The sequence below is a fragment of the Luteibacter sp. UNCMF331Sha3.1 genome (genome assembly GCF_900109915.1).
Lineage (GTDB): Bacteria > Pseudomonadota > Gammaproteobacteria > Xanthomonadales > Rhodanobacteraceae > Luteibacter.
The window spans coordinates 1,214,092-1,233,479 of record NZ_FOBU01000001.1 but is presented as its reverse complement, the minus strand read 5'-3'; the positions used below and the strand labels follow the sequence as shown (position 1 = coordinate 1,233,479).

Annotated in this window: 20 protein-coding genes; 7 read left to right on the top strand and 13 right to left on the bottom strand. The window is 67.3% G+C overall.

Translation table 11 applies throughout. From position 1 onward, the window contains the following. Positions 1-4: 4 nt before the first annotated feature. Genes BMX32_RS05475 through BMX32_RS05450 form a run of 6 tightly spaced genes read right to left on the bottom strand, consistent with a single transcriptional unit; the run spans position 5 to position 6,246 of the window. Positions 5-814, bottom strand: a complete 810-nt coding sequence (locus BMX32_RS05475; protein ID WP_049808706.1) for an SDR family oxidoreductase — start codon at positions 812-814, stop codon at positions 5-7. Further along, a complete protein-coding gene (locus BMX32_RS05470; protein WP_089975407.1) occupies positions 811-1,698 on the bottom strand; it encodes an SMP-30/gluconolactonase/LRE family protein in 888 nt (295 codons plus the stop codon). The genes BMX32_RS05475 and BMX32_RS05470 overlap by 4 nt, the downstream gene beginning before the upstream one ends. Continuing rightward, on the bottom strand, positions 1,698-2,699 hold the full coding sequence (gene araH, locus BMX32_RS05465) for an L-arabinose ABC transporter permease AraH (RefSeq protein WP_029213744.1): 1,002 nt from the start codon (positions 2,697-2,699) through the stop codon (positions 1,698-1,700). The genes BMX32_RS05470 and araH overlap by 1 nt, the downstream gene beginning before the upstream one ends. 8 nt (positions 2,700-2,707) lie before the next feature. Then, a complete protein-coding gene (araG, locus tag BMX32_RS05460; RefSeq protein WP_089975404.1) occupies positions 2,708-4,234 on the bottom strand; it encodes an L-arabinose ABC transporter ATP-binding protein AraG in 1,527 nt (508 codons plus the stop codon). A 2-nt stretch (positions 4,235-4,236) separates the two neighbouring features. Beyond that, the gene (locus BMX32_RS05455; RefSeq protein WP_089975402.1) at positions 4,237-5,226 is read right to left on the bottom strand and encodes an arabinose ABC transporter substrate-binding protein; all 990 of its coding nucleotides are present in this window, start codon (positions 5,224-5,226) and stop codon (positions 4,237-4,239) included. Positions 5,227-5,250: 24 nt separating this feature from the next. Beyond that, positions 5,251-6,246, bottom strand: coding sequence for a 2-dehydro-3-deoxygalactonokinase (locus tag BMX32_RS05450; RefSeq protein WP_089975399.1), 996 nt, complete (start codon positions 6,244-6,246; stop codon positions 5,251-5,253). Positions 6,247-6,350: 104 nt separating this feature from the next. Here BMX32_RS05450 and BMX32_RS05445 point away from each other — a divergent pair, with 104 nt between their 5' ends. Further along, positions 6,351-7,226 (top strand): LysR substrate-binding domain-containing protein, encoded by an 876-nt coding sequence (locus tag BMX32_RS05445; protein WP_089975397.1) that lies wholly within the window; start codon positions 6,351-6,353, stop codon positions 7,224-7,226. A gap of 22 nt (positions 7,227-7,248) precedes the next feature. Here the strand turns inward: BMX32_RS05445 and BMX32_RS05440 are convergent, their stop codons facing one another. From BMX32_RS05440 to rpsU, 5 genes are all read right to left on the bottom strand, one after another. Next, positions 7,249-7,866 (bottom strand): DedA family protein, encoded by a 618-nt coding sequence (locus tag BMX32_RS05440; RefSeq protein ID WP_029213739.1) that lies wholly within the window; start codon positions 7,864-7,866, stop codon positions 7,249-7,251. A 91-nt stretch (positions 7,867-7,957) separates the two neighbouring features. Then, complete coding sequence (gene dnaG / locus BMX32_RS05435) at positions 7,958-9,703, bottom strand: DNA primase (protein WP_089975394.1); 1,746 nt, start codon at positions 9,701-9,703, stop codon at positions 7,958-7,960. A 43-nt stretch (positions 9,704-9,746) separates the two neighbouring features. Further along, positions 9,747-9,920, bottom strand: a complete 174-nt coding sequence (locus BMX32_RS05430) for a DUF1328 domain-containing protein (protein WP_029213737.1) — start codon at positions 9,918-9,920, stop codon at positions 9,747-9,749. A gap of 178 nt (positions 9,921-10,098) precedes the next feature. Further along, positions 10,099-10,542 carry a GatB/YqeY domain-containing protein gene (locus BMX32_RS05425; RefSeq protein ID WP_029213736.1) on the bottom strand — a complete coding sequence of 148 codons (444 nt, stop codon included), beginning with the start codon at positions 10,540-10,542 and terminating at the stop codon, positions 10,099-10,101. A 133-nt stretch (positions 10,543-10,675) separates the two neighbouring features. Beyond that, a complete protein-coding gene (rpsU, locus tag BMX32_RS05420; protein ID WP_029213735.1) occupies positions 10,676-10,891 on the bottom strand; it encodes a 30S ribosomal protein S21 in 216 nt (71 codons plus the stop codon). A 65-nt stretch (positions 10,892-10,956) separates the two neighbouring features. Between rpsU and tsaD the strand changes: the two genes are divergently transcribed. The 5 genes from tsaD (at position 10,957) to BMX32_RS05395 (ending at position 15,190) form a co-directional block, all read left to right on the top strand. Continuing rightward, positions 10,957-11,997: a tRNA (adenosine(37)-N6)-threonylcarbamoyltransferase complex transferase subunit TsaD gene (tsaD, locus tag BMX32_RS05415; protein WP_089976978.1), complete on the top strand. Its 1,041-nt coding sequence runs from the start codon at positions 10,957-10,959 to the stop codon at positions 11,995-11,997. A 139-nt stretch (positions 11,998-12,136) separates the two neighbouring features. Beyond that, positions 12,137-12,496, top strand: coding sequence for a dihydroneopterin aldolase (folB, locus tag BMX32_RS05410; protein ID WP_029213733.1), 360 nt, complete (start codon positions 12,137-12,139; stop codon positions 12,494-12,496). Further along, positions 12,493-13,758, top strand: a complete 1,266-nt coding sequence (locus BMX32_RS05405) for a mechanosensitive ion channel family protein (RefSeq protein WP_244511422.1) — start codon at positions 12,493-12,495, stop codon at positions 13,756-13,758. Before folB ends, BMX32_RS05405 begins: the two co-directional genes overlap by 4 nt. 1 nt (position 13,759) lies before the next feature. Then, a complete protein-coding gene (gene folK / locus BMX32_RS05400) occupies positions 13,760-14,275 on the top strand; it encodes a 2-amino-4-hydroxy-6-hydroxymethyldihydropteridine diphosphokinase (protein WP_049808704.1) in 516 nt (171 codons plus the stop codon). Between the two features lie 60 nt (positions 14,276-14,335). Further along, positions 14,336-15,190, top strand: coding sequence for a DUF6159 family protein (locus tag BMX32_RS05395; RefSeq protein WP_089975391.1), 855 nt, complete (start codon positions 14,336-14,338; stop codon positions 15,188-15,190). Here the strand turns inward: BMX32_RS05395 and BMX32_RS05390 are convergent, their stop codons facing one another. Together BMX32_RS05390 and BMX32_RS05385 are read right to left on the bottom strand one after the other, a co-directional pair. Then, complete coding sequence (locus tag BMX32_RS05390) at positions 15,191-15,928, bottom strand: pteridine reductase (protein ID WP_029213730.1); 738 nt, start codon at positions 15,926-15,928, stop codon at positions 15,191-15,193. It lies immediately after the preceding gene. 284 nt (positions 15,929-16,212) lie between these two features. Beyond that, positions 16,213-17,094 carry an EcsC family protein gene (locus tag BMX32_RS05385; RefSeq protein ID WP_244511420.1) on the bottom strand — a complete coding sequence of 294 codons (882 nt, stop codon included), beginning with the start codon at positions 17,092-17,094 and terminating at the stop codon, positions 16,213-16,215. 139 nt (positions 17,095-17,233) lie between these two features. On the opposite strand from BMX32_RS05385, the gene BMX32_RS05380 reads away from it, so the two are divergent. Next, positions 17,234-19,342 carry a TonB-dependent receptor gene (locus tag BMX32_RS05380; protein ID WP_089975388.1) on the top strand — a complete coding sequence of 703 codons (2,109 nt, stop codon included), beginning with the start codon at positions 17,234-17,236 and terminating at the stop codon, positions 19,340-19,342. Positions 19,343-19,388 lie beyond the last annotated feature (46 nt).

Here is a 19,388-nt window from a genome sequence, read left to right as displayed (position 1 = left end):
GGCGTCACTCGTGGTAGAGCTGGGAGCGGCCGCCGTCGATGCGGATGTCGGCGGCGTTGATGTAGCGGGCTTCGTCGGAGGCGAGGAACAGCGCGGTGTACGCGATCTCCTCCGGCTCGCCGATGCGCTTGTTCGGCAGGATCTCGGTCTGCTTGCGGCGCTCGGCTTCGGGATCCGGCGCCGACGCGAAGCCGGCCTCCGCGATCGCGGTGAGCACCAGCCCCGGCGAGATCGAATTCACGCGCACGCCGCGGGCGGCGTATTCGATGCCCAGGGCCTTCGTCAGGCCGATCAGTCCGTGCTTGGCCACCGGGTACGGAAAGCAGTGCGGGATGATCTTGTGCCCGTGCACGGACGCGATGTTGACGATGCTGCCGCGACCGAGGCCGAGCATGCCCGGCAGCACGGCTTTGGCGCAGTTCCACGCGCCCTTGAGGTCGACCTCGAAACAGCGGGTCCACTCGTCGTCGCTCAGCGACAGCGGATCGTTGAACACGTTGATGCCCGCGTTGTTCACCAGGACGTCGGGCGCGCCGAACCGCTCGGTCGCGGCGTCGACCATGCGCTGGATCGCCTGCGGGTCGGTGACGTCCGCCTGGAAGAGCATCGCCTTGTCGGTGTTCAGATCGGCCAGCGTCTGGCGCGCCTGCGCGTTGTCTTCGAGGACGTTGAGCACCACGGACGCGCCATGGGCCGCGAACAGCTTCGCGCACGCCGCGCCGATGCCCTGCGTCGCGCCGGTGACGACGGCCACCTTGCCCGCGAGGCGGGGCAGGGGCGTGGTGCGCGGGTCGCCCTTCGTCGCGGCGCTCATCGGCGTGCCCCGTGGCCGTAACGGGCTTCCGGAAGTCCGCGTCCGCGCGGCGGCGTACCGATGAAGATGGCACCGTCGTCCGGCGTCATCGCCGCTTCGTCGATGTACTTGTTGGCAGAGGTGATGACCATCCGATCGAGTTCCGGTCCGGCGAAGCTCACGCAGCTGGGTTGCCGCGCGGGCAGGTTGACGATGGCGTCGACGCTGCCGTCGGGCGCGTAGCGCACGACGCGCGACGCGCCCCATTCGGCGTTCCACAGGAAGCCCTCGGCGTCGATGGTCGAGCCGTCCGGCTCGTTACCCGCGTCGAGTTGCGCGAAGAGCCGGATCCTGTCGATCGCGCCGGTCACGCCGTCGTAATCGCAGGCCATGATCTGCGCCGTCGGCGAATCGGTGAAATACATCGTGCCGCCATCGGGGCTGAAGCAGATGCTGTTCGTGATGGCGGCCTTGGGCAAGGCGAGGCGCTCGAGGCGGCCGTCGTGCGTGTAACGCCAGAACGACGCGATCTTCTCGGGGCCCCGCTCGTTCAGTGTGCCGAACACGAGGTTGCCGTGGCGGTCGCATCGGCCGTCGTTGGCGCGGGTGCCGGGAAGGTCGGGCTCGATATCCGCGAGCACCTTCAGTTCCTCCGTCGCCGTGTCGAACCGGGCAACCTGTTTCTCCATCGCCAGCAACAGCACGCCGGCTTCGTGCGTGAGCGCGAAACAGCAGACGCGCGCACCCAGCTTCTGCCCCGTCACGTGGCCCGTGTTCGGGTCGTAGGCGTAGAGCATCGACGTGGCGATGTCGGTCCAGCGGACCACGCCTTTCAGATCGTCCCAGATCACGCCCTCGGCGTGGGCCTGGCGCTGGTCGGAGAGGGGTTTGAACGATTCGGTCATCAGCGGGCCTGCCTGCGGTTCTTGAGCTGGTCGACCAGCACGGCGATCAGCAGGATCGTGCCACGGACGAGGTACTGGTAGAAGGCGTCGATGTTCATCAGGCTCATCGCGTTCTGCACGGTGCCCATGATGAGGACGCCGACGATCACGCCGCTGATGCTCGCGCGGCCGCCCATCAGCGACACGCCGCCCAGCACGCACGCCGAGATCACGTTGAGCTCGAAACCTTCGCCGGCGTTCGGCTGGCCGCTGGTCATGCGCGAGGCGAGGATGATGCCTGCCAGCGCGGCGACCACGCCCTGGATGAGGAAGATGGCGATGCGCACGCGGTCCACGGCGACGCCGGCCAGGCGCGAGGCGTCCGGGTTTCCGCCGATGGCGAGGGTATTGCGCCCGTAGATCGTCTTGTTCAGCAGCACGCCGAACACGGCGAAACAGGCGAGCGTGACCCAGACCGGCACGGGCAGACCGAGCACCGATGCGCTGCCAAGCGCGAAGAAGGCCTCGTTGGTGACGCCGACCGCCTGGCCGTGCGAGCTGATGAACGCGAGGCCGCGCACGATCTCCATCGTGGCCAGCGTGGTGATCAGCGCGTTGATCTTGAGCTTGGCGATGACCGCGCCGTTGACGAAGCCGACGAAGGCACCGGCCGCCAGGCTGGCGGCGATGCCGATCGTCACGCTGCCGGTGGCATTGGCCACGATCGCGCAGAAAACGCCGGCGAACGCGACGATGGACCCGACCGAGAGATCGAAGTCGCGCGAGGCGAGGCAGAACATCATGGTGCACGAGACCATGCCGATCTGCGACACGGACAGCAGCAGGCCGACCATGTTGTCCCACGAGAAGAAGTACTGCACCGATGCGCTCAGCACGGCGAACAGCGCCACGAAGATGAGGATCAGGCTGTAGTCGTCGACGACATGCCACAGCAGGGCGCGGCGTCGTGTGGCCGGGGTGTCGCGGGTGGCGCCGATGGCGGCGGCGTTGGACTCGGTCATGGGATGTCTTACTCGGCAGGCGTGGGGGTGGCGCTGGCGCCTTCGGGAAGGGCGGCGGCGAGCACGTTGGTCTCGTTCGCTTCGCCACGGGCGAACTGGGCGACGATGCGGCCGCGGCACATGGCGATGACGCGATCGGACACGCCGAGGACTTCCGGCAGTTCGCTCGAGATCATCACCACGGCGACGCCGCGGCCGGCAAGCTCGTAAAGCACGTTGTAGATCTCGTTCTTGGCGCCGACGTCGATGCCGCGCGTGGGCTCGTCGACGATCAGCACGCGGAGGTCTTTCTCCGCGAGCCAGCGCGAGAGCACGGCCTTCTGCTGGTTGCCGCCCGAGAGCAGACGGATCTCCTGGCGCCGGTGCGGCGTGCGGATGCGCAGGCGCTCGATGAAGCCGTCGGCGGTCTTCGCTTCGACGGCGTCGTTGACGAACAGCCCCGCGGTGAGGTGATTCCGGCGCGCGCTGATGTTGATGTTCTCGGCGACCGAGCGCACGCCGATGATGCCGTCTTCCTTTCGGTCTTCCGGGCATAGCACCAGGCCATGCCGGATCGCGTCGCGGATGTGCGAGGCCTTCACCGGCTTGCCGTCGACGGCGACGTCGCCGGTGAGGCGACGGTCGGCGCCATAGATCACGCGCATGATCTCCGAGCGTCCCGCGCCCACGAGGCCGAAGAAACCGACGATTTCGCCGGCCTTCACGTCGAAGCTGACGGGCTGCGGCACGGCCCGGCCCGAGACACCCTTCACCGAGAGCCGGATGTCGCCGTGCTCGCGCGGCTTGTAGCCCCAGATGTCGCCGATGTCGCGGCCGACCATGCGCTCCACGAGCGTGTCGCGCGTGACGCCTTCCAGCGTCTCGAAATCCGCCACCTTGCGGCCGTCGCGGAAGATGGTCGCGGCATCGCAGAGTTCGAAGATCTCGTCGAGGCGATGCGAGATGTAGATCATCGCCTTGCCCTGCGCACGCAGGTCGCGCACGAGGCGGAACAGCACGTCGGTCTCGCGATGCGACAACGAGCTCGTGGGTTCGTCCAGTGCGAGGATCGTCGCATCGCGCAGGATGGCCTTGACGATCTCGACCATCTGACGCTGGCCGATCGAGAGCTGCTTCAGCTTCGCGCGCGGATCGAGGTCGACACCGAGCGCGTCGAGGCGCTGGCGCGTCCAGGCGAGGGCCTTGCGGCGGTCGACGAGGCCGAAACGGGTGGGCAGGCGACCGAGCAGGAGGTTTTCCATCACCGAGAGTTCGGGGACGTACTGGAGCTCCTGGTGGATCACCGCCACGCCGGCGTCGATCGCGTCGGCGGCCTTGCGGAAGTTCATCGGCTGGCCGTCGATGGCGACCTCGCCTTCGTCGGGGATGTACTCCCCGCCGAGGATCTTCATCATCGTCGACTTGCCCGCGCCGTTCTCGCCGAGCAGGCCGTGCACGCTGCCGGCCCGCACCTGGAAGCCGACGTCGGCGAGCGCGCGCACGCCGGGAAAGGTCTTCCCGATGTGGCGGAACTCGAGGCGCGGAACGTCGATCATCGTCAGAGCCCCATTTCCTTACGCACGTCGGCCGAGTTTTCCTTCGTGATCAGCTGACCCGTGGTCAGGGTGAGCGGCGGCGGTGCCTTGCCGTTCTTGATCCACTCGTACATGTTGACCGACGTCTCGTAGCCGTGACGCTTCGGGCTGATCAGCACGCTGCCGAAGAAACCCGTCGCTTCGCCCTTGGCGAATTCGTTGAGCGCCGACTTGCTGCCGCCGATACCGACGCCGATCATGTCGGCCGCGCGGAAGCCACGACCTTCGGCGGCGCGCACCGCGCCGAGCACCGCTTCGTCGTTGAGGCCGAAGGCGACCCAGTGCTTGTACTTCGGATTCTGGGTGATCGCGATGTTCGCGGCGTTGAACGCGTTCTCGGTATCCGTCTTGGCTTCCGGCGCGTTGATGATGTTCGCGGTGGGGAAGCCCGCGGCGGTCAGCGCCGCGATGGCGCCGTCCGTGCGGTCCTTCGCCGTCGGCAGCTGGTCGTAGGAGATGCGCAGCGCGCCGGTCTCTTCCGGGTTCCAGCCGCGCTTCTTCATTTCGTCGGCGATCGCCTGGCCGACCTGCTCGCCGATCTTCGTCGCCGAGATGCCCATGTGCGGTACGGATTCGATGGGGTTGCCGGAACCGTCGACGAGACGGTCGTCGACCGTCATCAGTTTCAGGCCGTCGGCCTTCGCCTTGGCGACGATGGACGGCCCGAGCTTCACGTCGGGCGTGCAGATCACGAAACCCTGCGCATGCTGCGACTTCAGGTTGTCGATGGCGGTGAGGACCTGGCCGCCGTCGGGCGCACCGATCTTCACCAGCGTGAAGCCCTTCTCCTTCGCCGCCTGTTCGGCGTACTTCCATTCGTCCTGGAACCAGGGTTCTTCGGGCTGCTTCACGACGAAGCCGATCTTCACCTGATCGTTGCCACCCGACGAGCAGGCGGAGAGCGTCAGGGCCAGTGCGAGCACTTTCAGGCCAAGGGCGATCTTGTTCTTCATGCGGTCACTCCTCGAGAGGTCGGGTCAGTCGATCAGGCCGCGCTGGCGGGCGACGGCGATGGCGCCGTAACCCGCGAGGTCGCGCTGGTCGTCGTCGTCCAGCACCGTGACGGTGCCGGAGAAAAAGTCGTCGCCCTGCACCAGTCGCGCGATGGCTTCGCGAAGGATGCGCTTGCCGCTGATGACGAAGCGGGTGCCGGGACTCATGCGGATGGCGCTGGAGTTCTTCAGCGTCAGCAGGTCGGAGCCGAGCACGGCGCCGAGCAGGAAATTGGCACGTGCGTTCGCGTCGTACACCGCGAACTGGTCGAGGATGCGCACGCTGAAGCACGCGCGGCCGAGTCCGATCCGCTTCGACGAGTTCGCGCCTGCCAGGAGCATGTCGGTATCGATCTCCTTCGCGAAGCCCTCTTTCAGGGAGCCTGCGAGGATCGTGTCGTGCGAAATCACGTGCAGCAGTTCGCCGGCGAGCGTCGTCACGCAGCCTTCGATGCGCTGTTTCCCGTCGATGCTGACGAATTTGGAATGCGAGCCCGGCAGCACGATGACCGTGGGCTCGGCGATGCCGAGGCGCTCGACGAGGGCGAACGACTCGACCTCTTCGCCGCGCATCATGTCCATCGCCTCGCAGTTGTGCAGGCCGATGTGGTCGACGGCGTTGCGCACGCCGGGCACGAACCAGATGGGCTCGTGCCAGACGTTGGTGAGGCTTTCGCGCATCGCGCCGGCGAGGTCGGCCAGGCCGGCGGCGGCGGGCACGTGCGGAATTTCACAGAGCCCGACGTTCGACGTGATCATGCCGGAAGCGAGGACGCGGCCGATGTCGCCCCTCTCGAGCCCGGCGTCGGCCAGCGCGTCGGCGATCGTCTCGCGGACGCCTTCCTCCAGCTTCGCCTTGCTGCCAGTGATCGCGGTGTCCCGCACGCCGACCTGGCGCGCGGCCTGCCCGACGACGTCGCCGTCCTTCCAGACGGTGACGCGCGAATTGGTGGTGCCGGTGTCGATGGTGAGGATGTTCATCGATGGTCCGTTCGAAAGCGCTCCGGATTCTTGGCGTGACCCGACAAGGCAGGCAAACTAGAAATTCTTCGGGGTTTCCCCAAGTTTTTTTGAATGAGTCCGCAATGAAGCGCTCGTTACCCCTCAACGCCGTGCGCGTGTTCGAGCTTGCAGCGCAGCACAGGAGCTTCACCAAGGCCGGCGAAGAACTCTCGCTGACGGCCGCCGCGGTCAGTGCTCAGGTCAAATCGCTGGAGGCGTATCTCGGCACGCCGCTGTTTGTGCGTAGCAACAATCGCCTGTCGCTGACGGCCGCCGGCGAGAATTATTTTCCCCGCATTCGCGACGCTTTTCGTGCACTGCAGCAAGCGACCGACCAGGTGATGGGGCAGCGCGACGCGTCGCTGCGGGTCTCGGTGCCGCCGACGTTCGGCACGAAGTGGCTGGTCCCCCGACTCTTCCGCTTCTTCGCGCGCCACCCGTCCATCGCCGTCGAGGTGGTGACCGACGGCAACGACGACGCGGGCTGGGACCTGTCGATCGACGATCGGGTCGTCGAGGGGGTGGAGCAGTCGATCCTCGCGATCAGCGGCTATAGCCCGGTGTGCGCACCCGCGCTGTCGGGCCAGCTGCACGGGCCTTCCGACCTCGCCGCCCAGATGCTGCTGCACGAACGCCCGGGCCGGCGGGCCGCCGCCGCCGTGAGCTGGGACCAATGGTTCGAACGCGCGGGCGTCGAGCCGGGCGCGGTCTCGCGCGAAATGGGGTTCGGCGACGGCACGATGATGTTGCAGGCGGCCATCGAAGGGCAGGGCGTGGCGCTGGCGCAGGACCTGCTGGTGGCCTACGACCTCGCGGCAGGGCGGCTGGTCGAGCCGTTCAGCCTGCCGACGTCGCTTCAGCACACCTATTACCTGGCGATCTCGCGCGACGCGGCGGATCGCGACGAGACGTCGATCTTCCGCGACTGGCTGATGTCGGAGCTGGCAGCGCCCAAATAGCTCGGGTGGGAGCCAAAGCTGTTCAGCCGCAATCCCGAGCCGCGCGCTTGCGTCGCCACCACAACACCGCGATGCCGAGCACCGCGCCGCCGATGGCGAGCCACATGCCCGTCTGGCCGCGGTGGATCCACATGGCCAGCCACTCGTGGTTGTGGGCGCCGAAATAGCCCAGGTACACCCATAGCGGCACGCTGATCGCGGCGGCGAGGCCATCGAGCAGCAGGAAACGGAAGAAACCGACGCGGTGCGTGGCGCCCGCGGTGATGAAGACGGCGGTACGCATGCCGGGGAGGAAGCGCGCCACGAACATCATGCGGTTGCCGTACCGCTCGAATTTCTCCTGCACCTTCGCGTAGCGTTCGGGCGTCAGCAGGCGGGCGACGAAGCGCCAGCTCATGATGCGTCCGCCGAAGTGCCGCCCGAGGAGGAACATGGTCGAATCGCCCACCAGGACGCCCGCCATGCCGACGCCGACCATCGTGTGGACGTCGCCGTAGCCAAGGCCCGTGATGATGCCGCCGGCCACGAGCGTGATGTCTTCGGGCAGGGGAATGCCCGCGCCGCAGAGCATCAGCGCGAAGAAGACGGCGAGGTAGCCGTTTCTTCCGAAAAAATCGACGAGGTCGTTGAGCAGATCCATCAGTGGCGCGCGAAGCCGGCTGGGGCCGGTCCCTTGGAGGTACGAAGGCGGGATGATCCCATGGATCGCGTTACGCGAGCGGTGCGGCGCATCATTCGCCGTCCGCCGGGGCCGGTGCCGCGCGTGCGGCCAGCAGGACGCGCAGCTCGGCCTTCTCGGTATCGTCGAGCACGCCTTCGCGGCTGCGGGCGATGAGATATTCGCGCCGCTGCGTGATGGCCTGCCGCTGCATCTGGGCCAGGGCGTCGAGGAACTCCACCCGCTGCATGTCGGCCTCGCCGATCACCTCCGCCGCCATCAGCTTCTGCAGCGAGGCGTACTCCGGCCGGTCGAGGAAGTGCTCGACGAGCACGGCGGGATTGATGCCCGGCCGGGCGCGTGCCACGTCCACGAGCTCCGCCAGCAGGCCGACACCGGGGCGGTCGAGACGAAGGAAGGCATACGGCGGCTCGACCTCGTCCGCCAGCGCGGGCTGCGCGAGCAGCAGCGTGATGGCGCTGCGCACCAGGCTGCGCTGCACGTTGGCCGGCCGCCCCTGCGCCTGTCGCTGGGCCGGGGCGTCCGGTTCGGCGTCCAGCGCGCGGGCGCCGGTGCGGCGCTGCAGCTCCTGGCCCATCAGATCGCGGAATGCGCCGTCGGGAAGGCGCGCGATCAGCGGCCGGGCCCGCTCGGCGAGGCGCGCACGGCCATCGATGCGGGTGATGTCGACGTCGCGCGCGAGTTCTTCGAAGAAGTACTCGGACATCGGCATCGATTCCTTCATGCGCTTCTCGAAGCCCTCCTTGCCTTCCTTGCGTACCAGCGTATCCGGGTCCTCGCCGTCGGGCAGGAAGAGGAAATGGGCCTGGCGACCGTCGCGCATGCGCGGCAGGATCGACTCCAGCGCCCGCCACGCGGCCTGTCGGCCCGCGCGGTCGCCATCGAAGCAGAAATAGACGTCGGGGGCCGCGCGGAAGAGGACCTCGGCGTGCTCCGGTGTCGTCGCCGTGCCGAGCGTGGCCACGGCGATCGGCAGGCCGGCCTGATGGAGGGCGATGACGTCCATGTAGCCCTCGACCACCATGATCCGGGTCAGGGTCTGGTGCGCCTGCTTCACCTGCCACAGGGCGAAGAGCTCCCGGCCCTTGTGGAACAGGGGGGTCTCCGGGGAGTTGAGGTATTTCGGACTCTGCTCCGACGACAGGACGCGACCGCCGAAGGCGATCACCCGGCCTCGCCGGTCGAGGATCGGGAACATGACGCGCTCGCGAAACCGGTCGTAGCGGTTGCCGCGCTCGTTGCTGGCGACCATGCCGGCGTCGTTGAGCAGCTGCCGCCGGCGATCGGTGGTACCGAGCGCCTTCAGGACGCCGTCGAAACCCGCGGGCGCCCAGCCGATACGGAAGCGTTTGACGATCTCGTCGTCCAGCCCCCGGCGGTCGACGTACGCGGTGGCCTCGGGGCTATTGCCGAGCTCGCGCTGATAGAAGCTGGCGGCCTCGTCGAGCAGGGTGTAGAGATCGCTGCGGTCTTCGCGCGGCTTGTCGTCGCGCCCGCCTTCGTACGGCACCTTGAGCCCGGCGGACTGGGCCAGTTCCTCGATGGCGTCGGGAAATTCGAGGCGATCGTAGTCCATGATGAACTTGATCGCGCTGCCGTGCGCGCCGCAGCCGAAACAGTGGAAGAACTGCTTTTGCGGGCTGACGTAGAACGACGGCGACCGCTCGTTGTGGAACGGGCAGCAGGCCGTCCATTCGCGTCCCGCCTTTTTCAGCGGGACGCGTCGCTCGATCACGTCGACGATGTCGACGCGGGTCAGCAGCTCATCGATGAAATTGTCGGGGATACGGCCACGCATGAGCCCCCTAGGATGCCACGCATCCGCTTCCGTATGGAGTCCGTCAGAACGCCATGTGGAAGACGCCGATGACGGCGAGGATCGCGATCACGAAGAGGATCAGGAAGATGGCGAAGCAGACCTTGGCGATCGTCGCGGCGATGCCCGAGACGCGGCTGAAGCCGAGGGCGCCGGTGACCAGAGCGATCAGGCCGAAGATGATGGCGTACTTGAGCATGGGATTCCTCCGTCGGCGCCGGTGGAACGCCCGCCAGTCGCGTGGTGGAGGATGCTGACGCGAACGTGGGAAAGTCGTGAATGCGCGGGTGGGAGCCAGCCTGCTGGCGATGGGTGCTTGCCGCGAGCACCCATCGCCAGCAGGTTGTCTCCCGCCGGAAGGCTTCAGGAGCCCGTGGTTAACCCAGCTTCGCCTTCACCTTGCCCGCCACCGCCGCCATGTCGGCGCGGCCGGCGGCCTTTTCCTTGATCAGCGCCACGACCTTGCCCATGTCGCGGGCCGAAGTGGCGCCGGTCTCGGCGATGGCGTCGGCGATCACGGCATCCAGTTCGGACTCGGACAGCTTGGCCGGCAGGTAGCCGTCGATGATCCCCATCTCGTAACGCTCGATGGCGGCCAGGTCGTCGCGACCGGCCTTGTCGTACTGCTCGATGGAGTCGCGGCGCTGCTTCTGCATCTTCTCCATGACGGCCAGCACCTGGGCGTCGTCCAGTTCGATGCGTTCGTCGACCTCGCGCTGCTTGATCTGGGCCTGGACCAGGCGGATGACGGCCAGGCGGTCCTTTTCGCCGCCCTTCATGGCGGCCTTCATGTCTTCGGTGATCTTTGCCTTGAGGCTCATGCTATTTTCTCCGGGACGACGAAAAGCCGGCTTCGCCTTTCGGCAAAGCCGGCTCGGGATTTCCGCCTGAACGCGGCAGCGGCGTTGGCACGCCAGCCGCGACACCATGCCGACCCGAAGGCCGGCGGGTGCATCAGTACATGCGGGTCCGGCGCGTCGTGTCGCGGGACAGACGGCGCAGGTGGCGCTTCACAGCAGCAGCGCGCTTGCGCTTACGCTCCTGGGTCGGCTTTTCGTAAAATTCGCGCTTGCGCGTTTCGGCCAGCACGCCAGCCTTCTCGCACGTACGCTTGAAGCGGCGAAGGGCAAGCTCAAACGGCTCGTTCTCGCGGACTTTAACGCTCGGCATGGAAACTCCACTTGTTTAAACTGACCCGTGAAACCGGGTGAGCCGTGGATTATAACGTGATCGAAATGAAAAATTCAAAGCCCGTGTTAGGCGTGGAAACGTCCTGTGACGAAACGGGCGTGGCGCTGCTCCGCTGGGACCCCGAGAAGCCGGGTCGCGGGCTGCTTTCCCATGCCTTGTTCAGCCAGATCGCCCTGCACGCGGAGTACGGCGGCGTGGTGCCCGAGCTGGCCAGCCGCGATCACGTCCGAAAGCTGTTGCCGCTCGTCCGGGAAGCCCTGAAGGATGCCGGCATGACACCCGCCGACCTCGGGGGCGTGGCCTATACGGCGGGTCCGGGTCTGGTCGGCGCGCTGCTGGTCGGGGCCTCGGCCGCCCGGGCCATGGCCTGGGCGCTCGGCGTGCCGGCCATCGGCGTGCACCACATGGAAGGGCATCTGCTGGCGCCCCTGCTGGAGGACGATCCGCCGGAGCCCCCGTTCGTGGCGCTGCTCGTGTCCGGTGGCCATTCGATGCTCGTGGAGGTCAAGGCCATCGGGCAATACCGCATCCTCGGCGACACGCTCGACGACGCGGCGGGCGAGGCCTTCGACAAGACGGCCAAGCTCATGGGATTGCCCTATCCCGGTGGCCCGGCACTGGCGAAGCTGGCGGAGCAGGGCACGCCCGGGCGCTTCCGCTTCTCGCGACCGATGGTCGATCGCCCCGGTCTGGATTTCAGCTTTTCGGGCCTGAAGACGCAGGTCCTGCTGGCCTGGCAGGCATCGGACAAGACCGACCAGACCCGTGCCGATATCGCCCGCGGTTTCGAGGAAGCCATCGTCGACACCCTGGCGATCAAGTGCCGCCGCGCGCTGGGGGCCGCCGGCGCCAGGCGACTGGTGATCGCCGGCGGCGTGGGCGCGAACAAGCGCCTGCGCGAGCAACTCGCGCAGGCGGGGCAGGCCGACGGGTTCCGCGTTTATTTCCCGCGCCTGGCGTTCTGCACGGACAACGGGGCCATGATCGCCCTCGCCGGCGCCATCCGGCTTGCCTCGGGCCAGCATCAGGACGAGACGATCCAGGTTTATCCGCGCTGGAACCTGGAAACCCTGCCGGCGGCCTGATGGTGGGAGCCCGCCCGCTGGCGGAGGGTGCTTGCCGCAAGCACTCTTCGCCAGCAGGCTGGCTCCCACCGGGCCCGGGCGCTTGCGAAATCGCCCCCGGTCACGGACCCTGTACGACCCTCTTCATCGCCTCGCCTCCATGGACATCGTCTTCATCGAAGACCTGCGCATCGACGCGGTCATCGGCATCTACGACTGGGAACGCCGCATCCGGCAGACGCTGTCCTTCGACCTCGAGATGGCGTTCGACAACCGGCGACCCGCCGCCAGCGACGATATCGCCGACACCCTCAACTACAAGTCGATCTCGAAGCGCCTGCAGGCCTATGTGGAATCGTCCAGCTTCGGCCTGGTCGAAACGCTGGCGGAGCGCTGCGCGGAGATCGTGCGCGACGAGTTCGGCGTCGCGTGGGTGCGCCTGAAGCTGTCCAAACCCGGCGCGGTGCGCGGCGCCCGTGCCGTGGGCGTGCGGATCGAGCGCGGTACGCGGCCGGAATGATCGACGCGAAAACCATGGTGGCACTGTTCGAGGACACCATTTCGTCGCCGGAACTCCGCCGGCTCGTGCTGGTGGCGGGACTGCTCGTCATCGCATGGCTCGTCGGCCTGCTGGGCCGTCTCTTCCTGCATCGCGTGGTGCGCGCGGCGACCCGCCACACGAGCTGGCGCTGGGACGACGCCCTCTACGAATTCGGCGCGTTCCGCTGGATGGCGCGGATGCTCCCGGCCATCGTCGTGTATTACGGCATCGCGTTGCTGCTGCCCGTCGACGATGCGATGGTCACGCTCGTGCGCAATCTCGCCGTGTGCTGGATCATCGTCTGTGCGATCGCGGCGATGGGGCGCGCGTTGCTTGCGTTCGAATCGCTCTACAGCGCCACGCCCGCAGGCAAGCGCTCGATCAAGGGCGTGGTGCAGCTGCTGCAGATGGCGCTGTGGATCGTCGCGTTCGTGCTGGTCATCACCAAGCTCACGCACCAGAGCATCGGCCTGCTGCTGTCGGGCATCGGTGCGATGTCCGCCGTGCTGCTGCTCGTCTTCAAGGACACGATCCTCGGATTCGTCGCCGGGATCCAGCTGAGCACCAACGACATGCTCCGGGTGGGCGACTGGATCACCATGACGTCGGCAGGCGTGGATGGCGACGTCATCGACATCACGCTGCACACGGTCAAGGTGCGCAACTTCGATCGGACGATCGTCACGGTGCCTACCTGGAAGCTGATCTCGGAGTCGTTCCAGAACTGGCGAGGCATGGCCGAATCCGGCGGCAGGCGCATCAAGCGAGAGCTCTTCGTCGACGCGGCATGCGTGCGCTTCCTCGAAGACGCCGAGATCGAGCGTTTCGGCGAGATGGTGCTGCTCAAGGCCTACCTGGAGCGCAAGCGCGAGGATATCCGCCGCTGGAACGAGGCGCTGGGCGAGCCGGGCAAGCTGCCGGTGAACCGCCGGCGGCAGACCAACATCGGTGCGTTCCGCGCGTATGCCGAGGCCTATCTGAAAGCGCACCCCGACGTGCACGACACGATGACCCGCATGGTGCGCATGCGCGATCCGGGGCCGCAGGGGATTCCGCTCGAGGTCTACTGTTTTACCAACACGGTGGTCTGGCTCGACTACGAGCGCATCCAGGGCGACATCTTCGATCACCTCATCGCCATTCTTCCGGCGTTCGGCCTGCGGCCGTTCCAGCAGCCATCGGGCGGCGACGTGCGCGAAGGCGTCGCGGCGCTGCGCCGGCCCGACGTGGCGGTGGTCTGACATGGGACGCGCCTGGCTGAGTCTCGGCTCGAACGTCGATGCGGAACACTGGCTGGCGGTCGCCGTGGCCGAGCTGCGGGCCCGCTTCGGCCCGCTTGCGATCTCGCCGGTCTACCGCAGCGCGGCCGTCGGTTTCGACGGCCCGGACTTCCTCAACCTCGCCGTGGGGCTCGACAGCGATCTGGACCCCCAGGCGCTCAACGACTGGCTCCATGCGCTGGAAGATCGTCACGGCCGCGTGCGCGGCGGTGAGCGCTACGCCAGCCGCACGCTCGATGTCGACATCGTGCTCTACGACGACCTGGTGCTGAGTGGCGAAGGCCACCTCGAACTGCCGCGCGGCGAACTGCGCCATGCCTTCGTGTTGAAGCCGATGGCGGACATCGCGCCCGGGCTGCGGCATCCCGTGGACGGCCGCACGATGGCCGAACTCTGGGCGGCCTTCCCGGCGGCGTCGGAACCGCTCGCCGTCGACGAGGCCTGCACCCGCTCGATCGTGCCGGACTTCTTCCAGTAGCACCCCATCCGGCAAGATGCTAAAACGCCTGCCACATCGGACCAACAGGGGCACACGGAAATGGGCAAGTTCGGACGCAGCTGGGCGTTGATGAAAGCCAGCGCCAACATTCTCCGCCAGGACAAGGAGCTGATGCTCTTTCCGCTGCTGGCAGGCCTGGCATCGCTGATCGTCGTCGCCACGTTCGCCTGGCCGGTCTGGACGCTCATCGCCACGCACCAGGCCGACTTCGAAGGCCAGCGGCACCACGCGTCGCCGATGTTCATGCTGGTGAGCTTCCTGTTCTACGTCGTGCAGTACGGCGTGGTGATCTTCTTCAACGTCGCCCTCGCGTCGGCGGCGCTGATCCGCCTGGACGGTGGCGATCCCACGCTCGGCGACGGCATGCGCGCCGCGTGGTCGAAACTGCCGAACATCGTCGGTTATGCGCTGATCGCGGCGACCGTCGGCATGATCCTGCGTGCGTTGCAGGAGCGCTTCGGCCTGATCGGCCGCATCGTCGTCGGCCTGCTCGGTTTCGGCTGGACGGTCGCGACCTTCCTCGTCGTGCCAGTGCTCGCCGCGCAGGACGTCGGCCCGGTCGACGCGGTGAAGCGCAGCGCGTCGCTGCTGAAAAAGACCTGGGGCGAGAACCTGATCGGCAACGCGGGCATCGGTCTCGCCGGCGGCGTCCTGACGTTCTGCCTGATCTTCGTCAGCGCGGTGCTGTTCTTCCTCGCCGCGAGCACGCAGTCGTTCGCACTGATGGTCGCGGTCGGCGTCGTGGCGGTCGTCGCGCTGATCGCGCTCAGCCTGTTCCAGACGGCGATGCACGGCGTGTATTCCGCCGCGCTCTACCGCTACACGGAAGAAGGCGATCCGGGTCGCGGTTTCGACGTCGCACTGATCGAATCGGCGTTCCGCCCGAAGAACTGATCAGATTGAAAGGGCTCGTCCGCCGTCCACGCGGACGAGCTGCCCGGTGGTGTAGCTCGCATCGAGCAGCAACCACCGCACGGCTTCCGCGACGTCCGCTGGTTCGCCCTTGCGAGCCAGCGGCGTTTTCGCGATGAGCGCTTCGGCGGCTTCTTCCGGCTTGCCCGAGGCGGGCCAGAGAATGGCGCCCGGCGCGACCGCGTTGACGCGTACATCGGGCGCGAGATCCTTCGCGAGCGACTGCGTCAGCATCCACAGGGCCGCTTTCGCCATCGAATAGATCGGATGCTGCGCTAGCGGTCGCTCGGCGTAGATGTCCACGATGTTGACGATGCTTCCCCCATTCGTCCGCAACGCGGGCGCGGCGGCCTGCGCCAGGAAGAACGGCGCACGTGCGTTGGCGGCGAAGAGGTCGTCCCATTGTTGCGCCGTCGCGGTGCCGATCGGGGTGGGGTAGAACGACGATGCGTTGTTGACCAGTCCGTCGAGGCGGCCGAAACGGGCCACGACGTCGTCGACCAGGCGCGAGGGAACGTCCGCGTCGCCGAGCGCGCCGGCGAAGGTGGCCGCGCTGCCGGGGCGCGTGGCGTCCAGCTCGGCGGCGAGGGCTCGCGCTTCGTCGGCCGAGCGATGGTAGTGGATCGCCACGTCGCAGCCCGCGGCGTGCAGCGTCCGGACGATGACGGCGCCGACCCGCCGCGCGGCGCCGGTGACGAGGACGACCGGTGGCTTGTTCATCGCAGTTCCCTGGCAGAGGTTCCGAGGTCGGCCGGTAGCGTGCCGCAATCGTCTTGCCAAGTCACGCCGCGCGCCGCCGGCAAGTTCATCCCGTGGGAGCGGCCGGCCGCGACGGGCGCTCGCCACGCACACACTACCGGCGAGATCGTCGTGTGGGAGCGGCCTCGGCCGCGATGGGTGCTTGCCACGCGCACACTACCGGCGAATGCGTCGTGTGGGAGCGGCCTTGGCCGCGGTGGGTGCTTGCCGCGAGCCCATCGCGGCCAGGGCCGCTCCCACACCGATCAGCGGGCGGCGGTCTTGCCGCGTGGCGCGGTCCTGGCTTTTGCCTTCGTCGAGGCGGGCTTTTTCCGTGCGGCGATTTTCTTCGCTGCGACCTTCGGTTTCGCCGCGGCCGTTTTCTTCTTCGGTGCACGCGCGACACGCTTGCGCGCGGATGGCCCGGCGCTCGTCGACGAGGCCTCGCCGGTGACCGCCCTCGACTCTGCCACGTCGCTTCGCGCCTTACGCGTCTTCGTCGTCTCACGCGGCGGCTCGTCGTCCACGTGGACCTCGCCGCTGAACAGGTCGATGGCCGTCTTCGCCACCTGGCCCGTGTCGTAATACGCGTAGGCGCCCACGCCGAGGGCGCCGACGATCGGCAGCCAGCGCGAGATGCCCTTGCCGACGGCGCGTTTCGACACGCTCACGCCGATGCGGCCCGCGACGCGCTGCAGGACGCTGGTCGCGGCCGTCCGGAACACGAGACGGTCGCCCACGCGGATCGCGACGTCGCGAAACGCCTGAGCCGCGGTATGCCGGAACAGGCACCAGAGCATCTGTTCGCGCCCGAGTTTGGCGGTCTTGCCATAGGCCGACGCGATGTCGCTGACCAGTTGTCCCTGAATGCGCCAGATGGCGACGAGCTCGGGAAGCACGGTGAGCCAGCCCAGCGGGCCGGGCGGGAGCGCGAGCGAACCAGCGGTCAGTGCCGCCTTGTTGGCCGCGCTGCTGGCCAGGCGGCGGCACTCCTCCTCCGCCGTGCCTTTGGTGGCGCGAGGCACCTCGCTCTCGGGAATGCGACTGACGAATTCCAGGATCGCGCGGGCGACCGGGCTGTCGCCGCGGTCGACGCCCGAGGTGGGCACGATTTCTTTCGATGTCGACGCGGGTTCACGGCTCGCCATCGTCTTCTCCACGGTTGGAATGGGCCCATCGTCGCGTCGCGTGCGTCGATGAAGCGTCGTCGTACGACGAAAGAGGTCCGAAAGGTCGGGAGTACAGACTCGGTTGAAACAATATAACGTTCCCCGGACCCGAGCCCCCATGACCCCCGCACGCCTCGCCTTCTGCATCGCCCTCGCCCTGTCCTCCGCCCCGATCCTCGCCGACGACGTCACGCCCCAGAAGGCCACCAACCTCGGCGAGGTGGACGTCAGCGCGCGGCTCGACGACGCGCGAAACAGCCTTTCGCCCGACACGGGCAGCAGCCAGTACGTCATCGACCGGAAGACCATCGAGGCGTTGCCGCTCGGTGATTCGACGCCGCTGAACCAGGTGCTGCTGCAGGCACCGGGCGTCGTGCAGGACTCTTACGGCCAGCTGCACGTGCGCGGCGACCATGCGAACCTGCAGTACCGCGTGGACGGCGTGATCATTCCGGAGAGCATCGGCGGCTTCGGCCAGACGCTGGATGCGCGCACCATTCAGAGCGTGAAACTGCTCACCGGCGCGCTTCCGGCGCAGTACGGCGACCGGACCGCCGCGGTGGTGGACATCAAGACGCGCACGGCGACGACGGACGGCATCGGGGGCAGCGTCGGCGTGACCGGTGGCCAGTTCGGCACGATCAACCCGAACGCGACGCTGTTCGGTCGAAGCGGCCAGTGGAGCTGGTTCCTCACCGCCAACTATCTCGAGAACGACGTCGGCATCGAGAACCCCACCGCCAGCCGCAAGCCGATCCACGACCACACGAACCAGGTGAAGGCCTTCGGCGACGTGTCGTACCTGATCGACAACGACACGCGACTCAGCTTCCTGTTCGGTGCGACCAACAACCGTTTCGACATCCCCAACAATCCCGGGCAGACACCGCAGTTCGGCTATCTCGACGTGACGAACTTCGACTCCGCGCAACTCGACGAACGCCAGCGCGAAACCACGCGCTTCGGCGTGCTCAGTCTGCAGGGCAAGGTCGGCAACACCGCGTACCAGGTCTCGGCCGGCCAGCGCTACAGCGGCCTCGACTTCACGCCCGACGATATCGGCGACCTGATGTTCAATGGCGTCGCGTCGGACGTGCACAGGGCCAACAGGGCCAGCACGCTGCAGGCCGACTTCTCCACGCCGCTGGGCGACAACCACACGCTGCGCTACGGCGCCTATGCCTCGTTCGAGCGCGCCACGGCGACCAACGACGCGCTCGTGTTTCCCGCCGATGGTGCCGGCAACCAGACCTCCACGACGCCACTCAACATCGTCGACGCCAGTCGCGTCATCGCGCGCACGTATGCCTTGTACCTGCAGGACGAATGGTCCATCGGCGAGAAGTGGACCGTGAACTATGGCGTGCGTGCCGATCGCTACGATGCCTTCCGTCCCGAAAGCCAGCTGAGCCCGCGCGTGGGCCTCGTCTACCAGCCGACGGACAGCACCACGATCCACGCGGGATACTCACGTTACTTCACGCCGCCGGCGTCGGAGTCGATCAGCCCGACATCGATCGCGAAATTCGCAGGCACGACCAATGCGCTGCCGGACAACGGCAATGACACACCGCTCGCGGAGCGTTCCAGTTACTACGACGTCGGCGTGTCGCAGAAGCTCGGCGATGCCTGGACCGTGGGTCTCGACAGCTACTACCGTCGCGTGTCGCGCCTGCAGGACGAGGGACAGTTCGGTACGGCGCTCGTCTATTCCACGTTCAATTACGACCAGGGCAAGGTCAAGGGCGACGAACTGACCGTCAACTACGACGGCGGCGCGCTCACCGCGTACTTCAACGTCGCGTACAACCGCGCCGTCGGCAAGCGCATCATTACCGGCCAATACAACTTCTCGCCCGACGACCTCGCCTACATCGACGACCACTTCATCCACCTCGACCACGATCAGAAGTACACCTCGTCGGGTGGCGTCAGCTATGCCTTCGCGGAGACCACGCGGATCGGCGCCGACTACCTGTTCGGCTCCGGCCTGCGTCGCGACGGCATCGTGCCCAACGGCGCGACGATGCCCTCGTACTTTCAGCTCAATCTCAGCGTGTCGCACGATTTCAACCTGACGTCCGTCGGCGCCACCCACGCGCAGCTGGCGCTGGTGAACGCGCTGGATCGCACGTACGAAATCCGCGACGGCTCCGGCATCGGCGTGGGCGCCCCCCAGTTCGGTCCGCGGCGGGGGATCTTCCTCTCGCTCCAGCAGGATTTCTGATCCGGGGCGCCCCTTCCGTTATCCTGTCGGTTCGCACCACGAATTG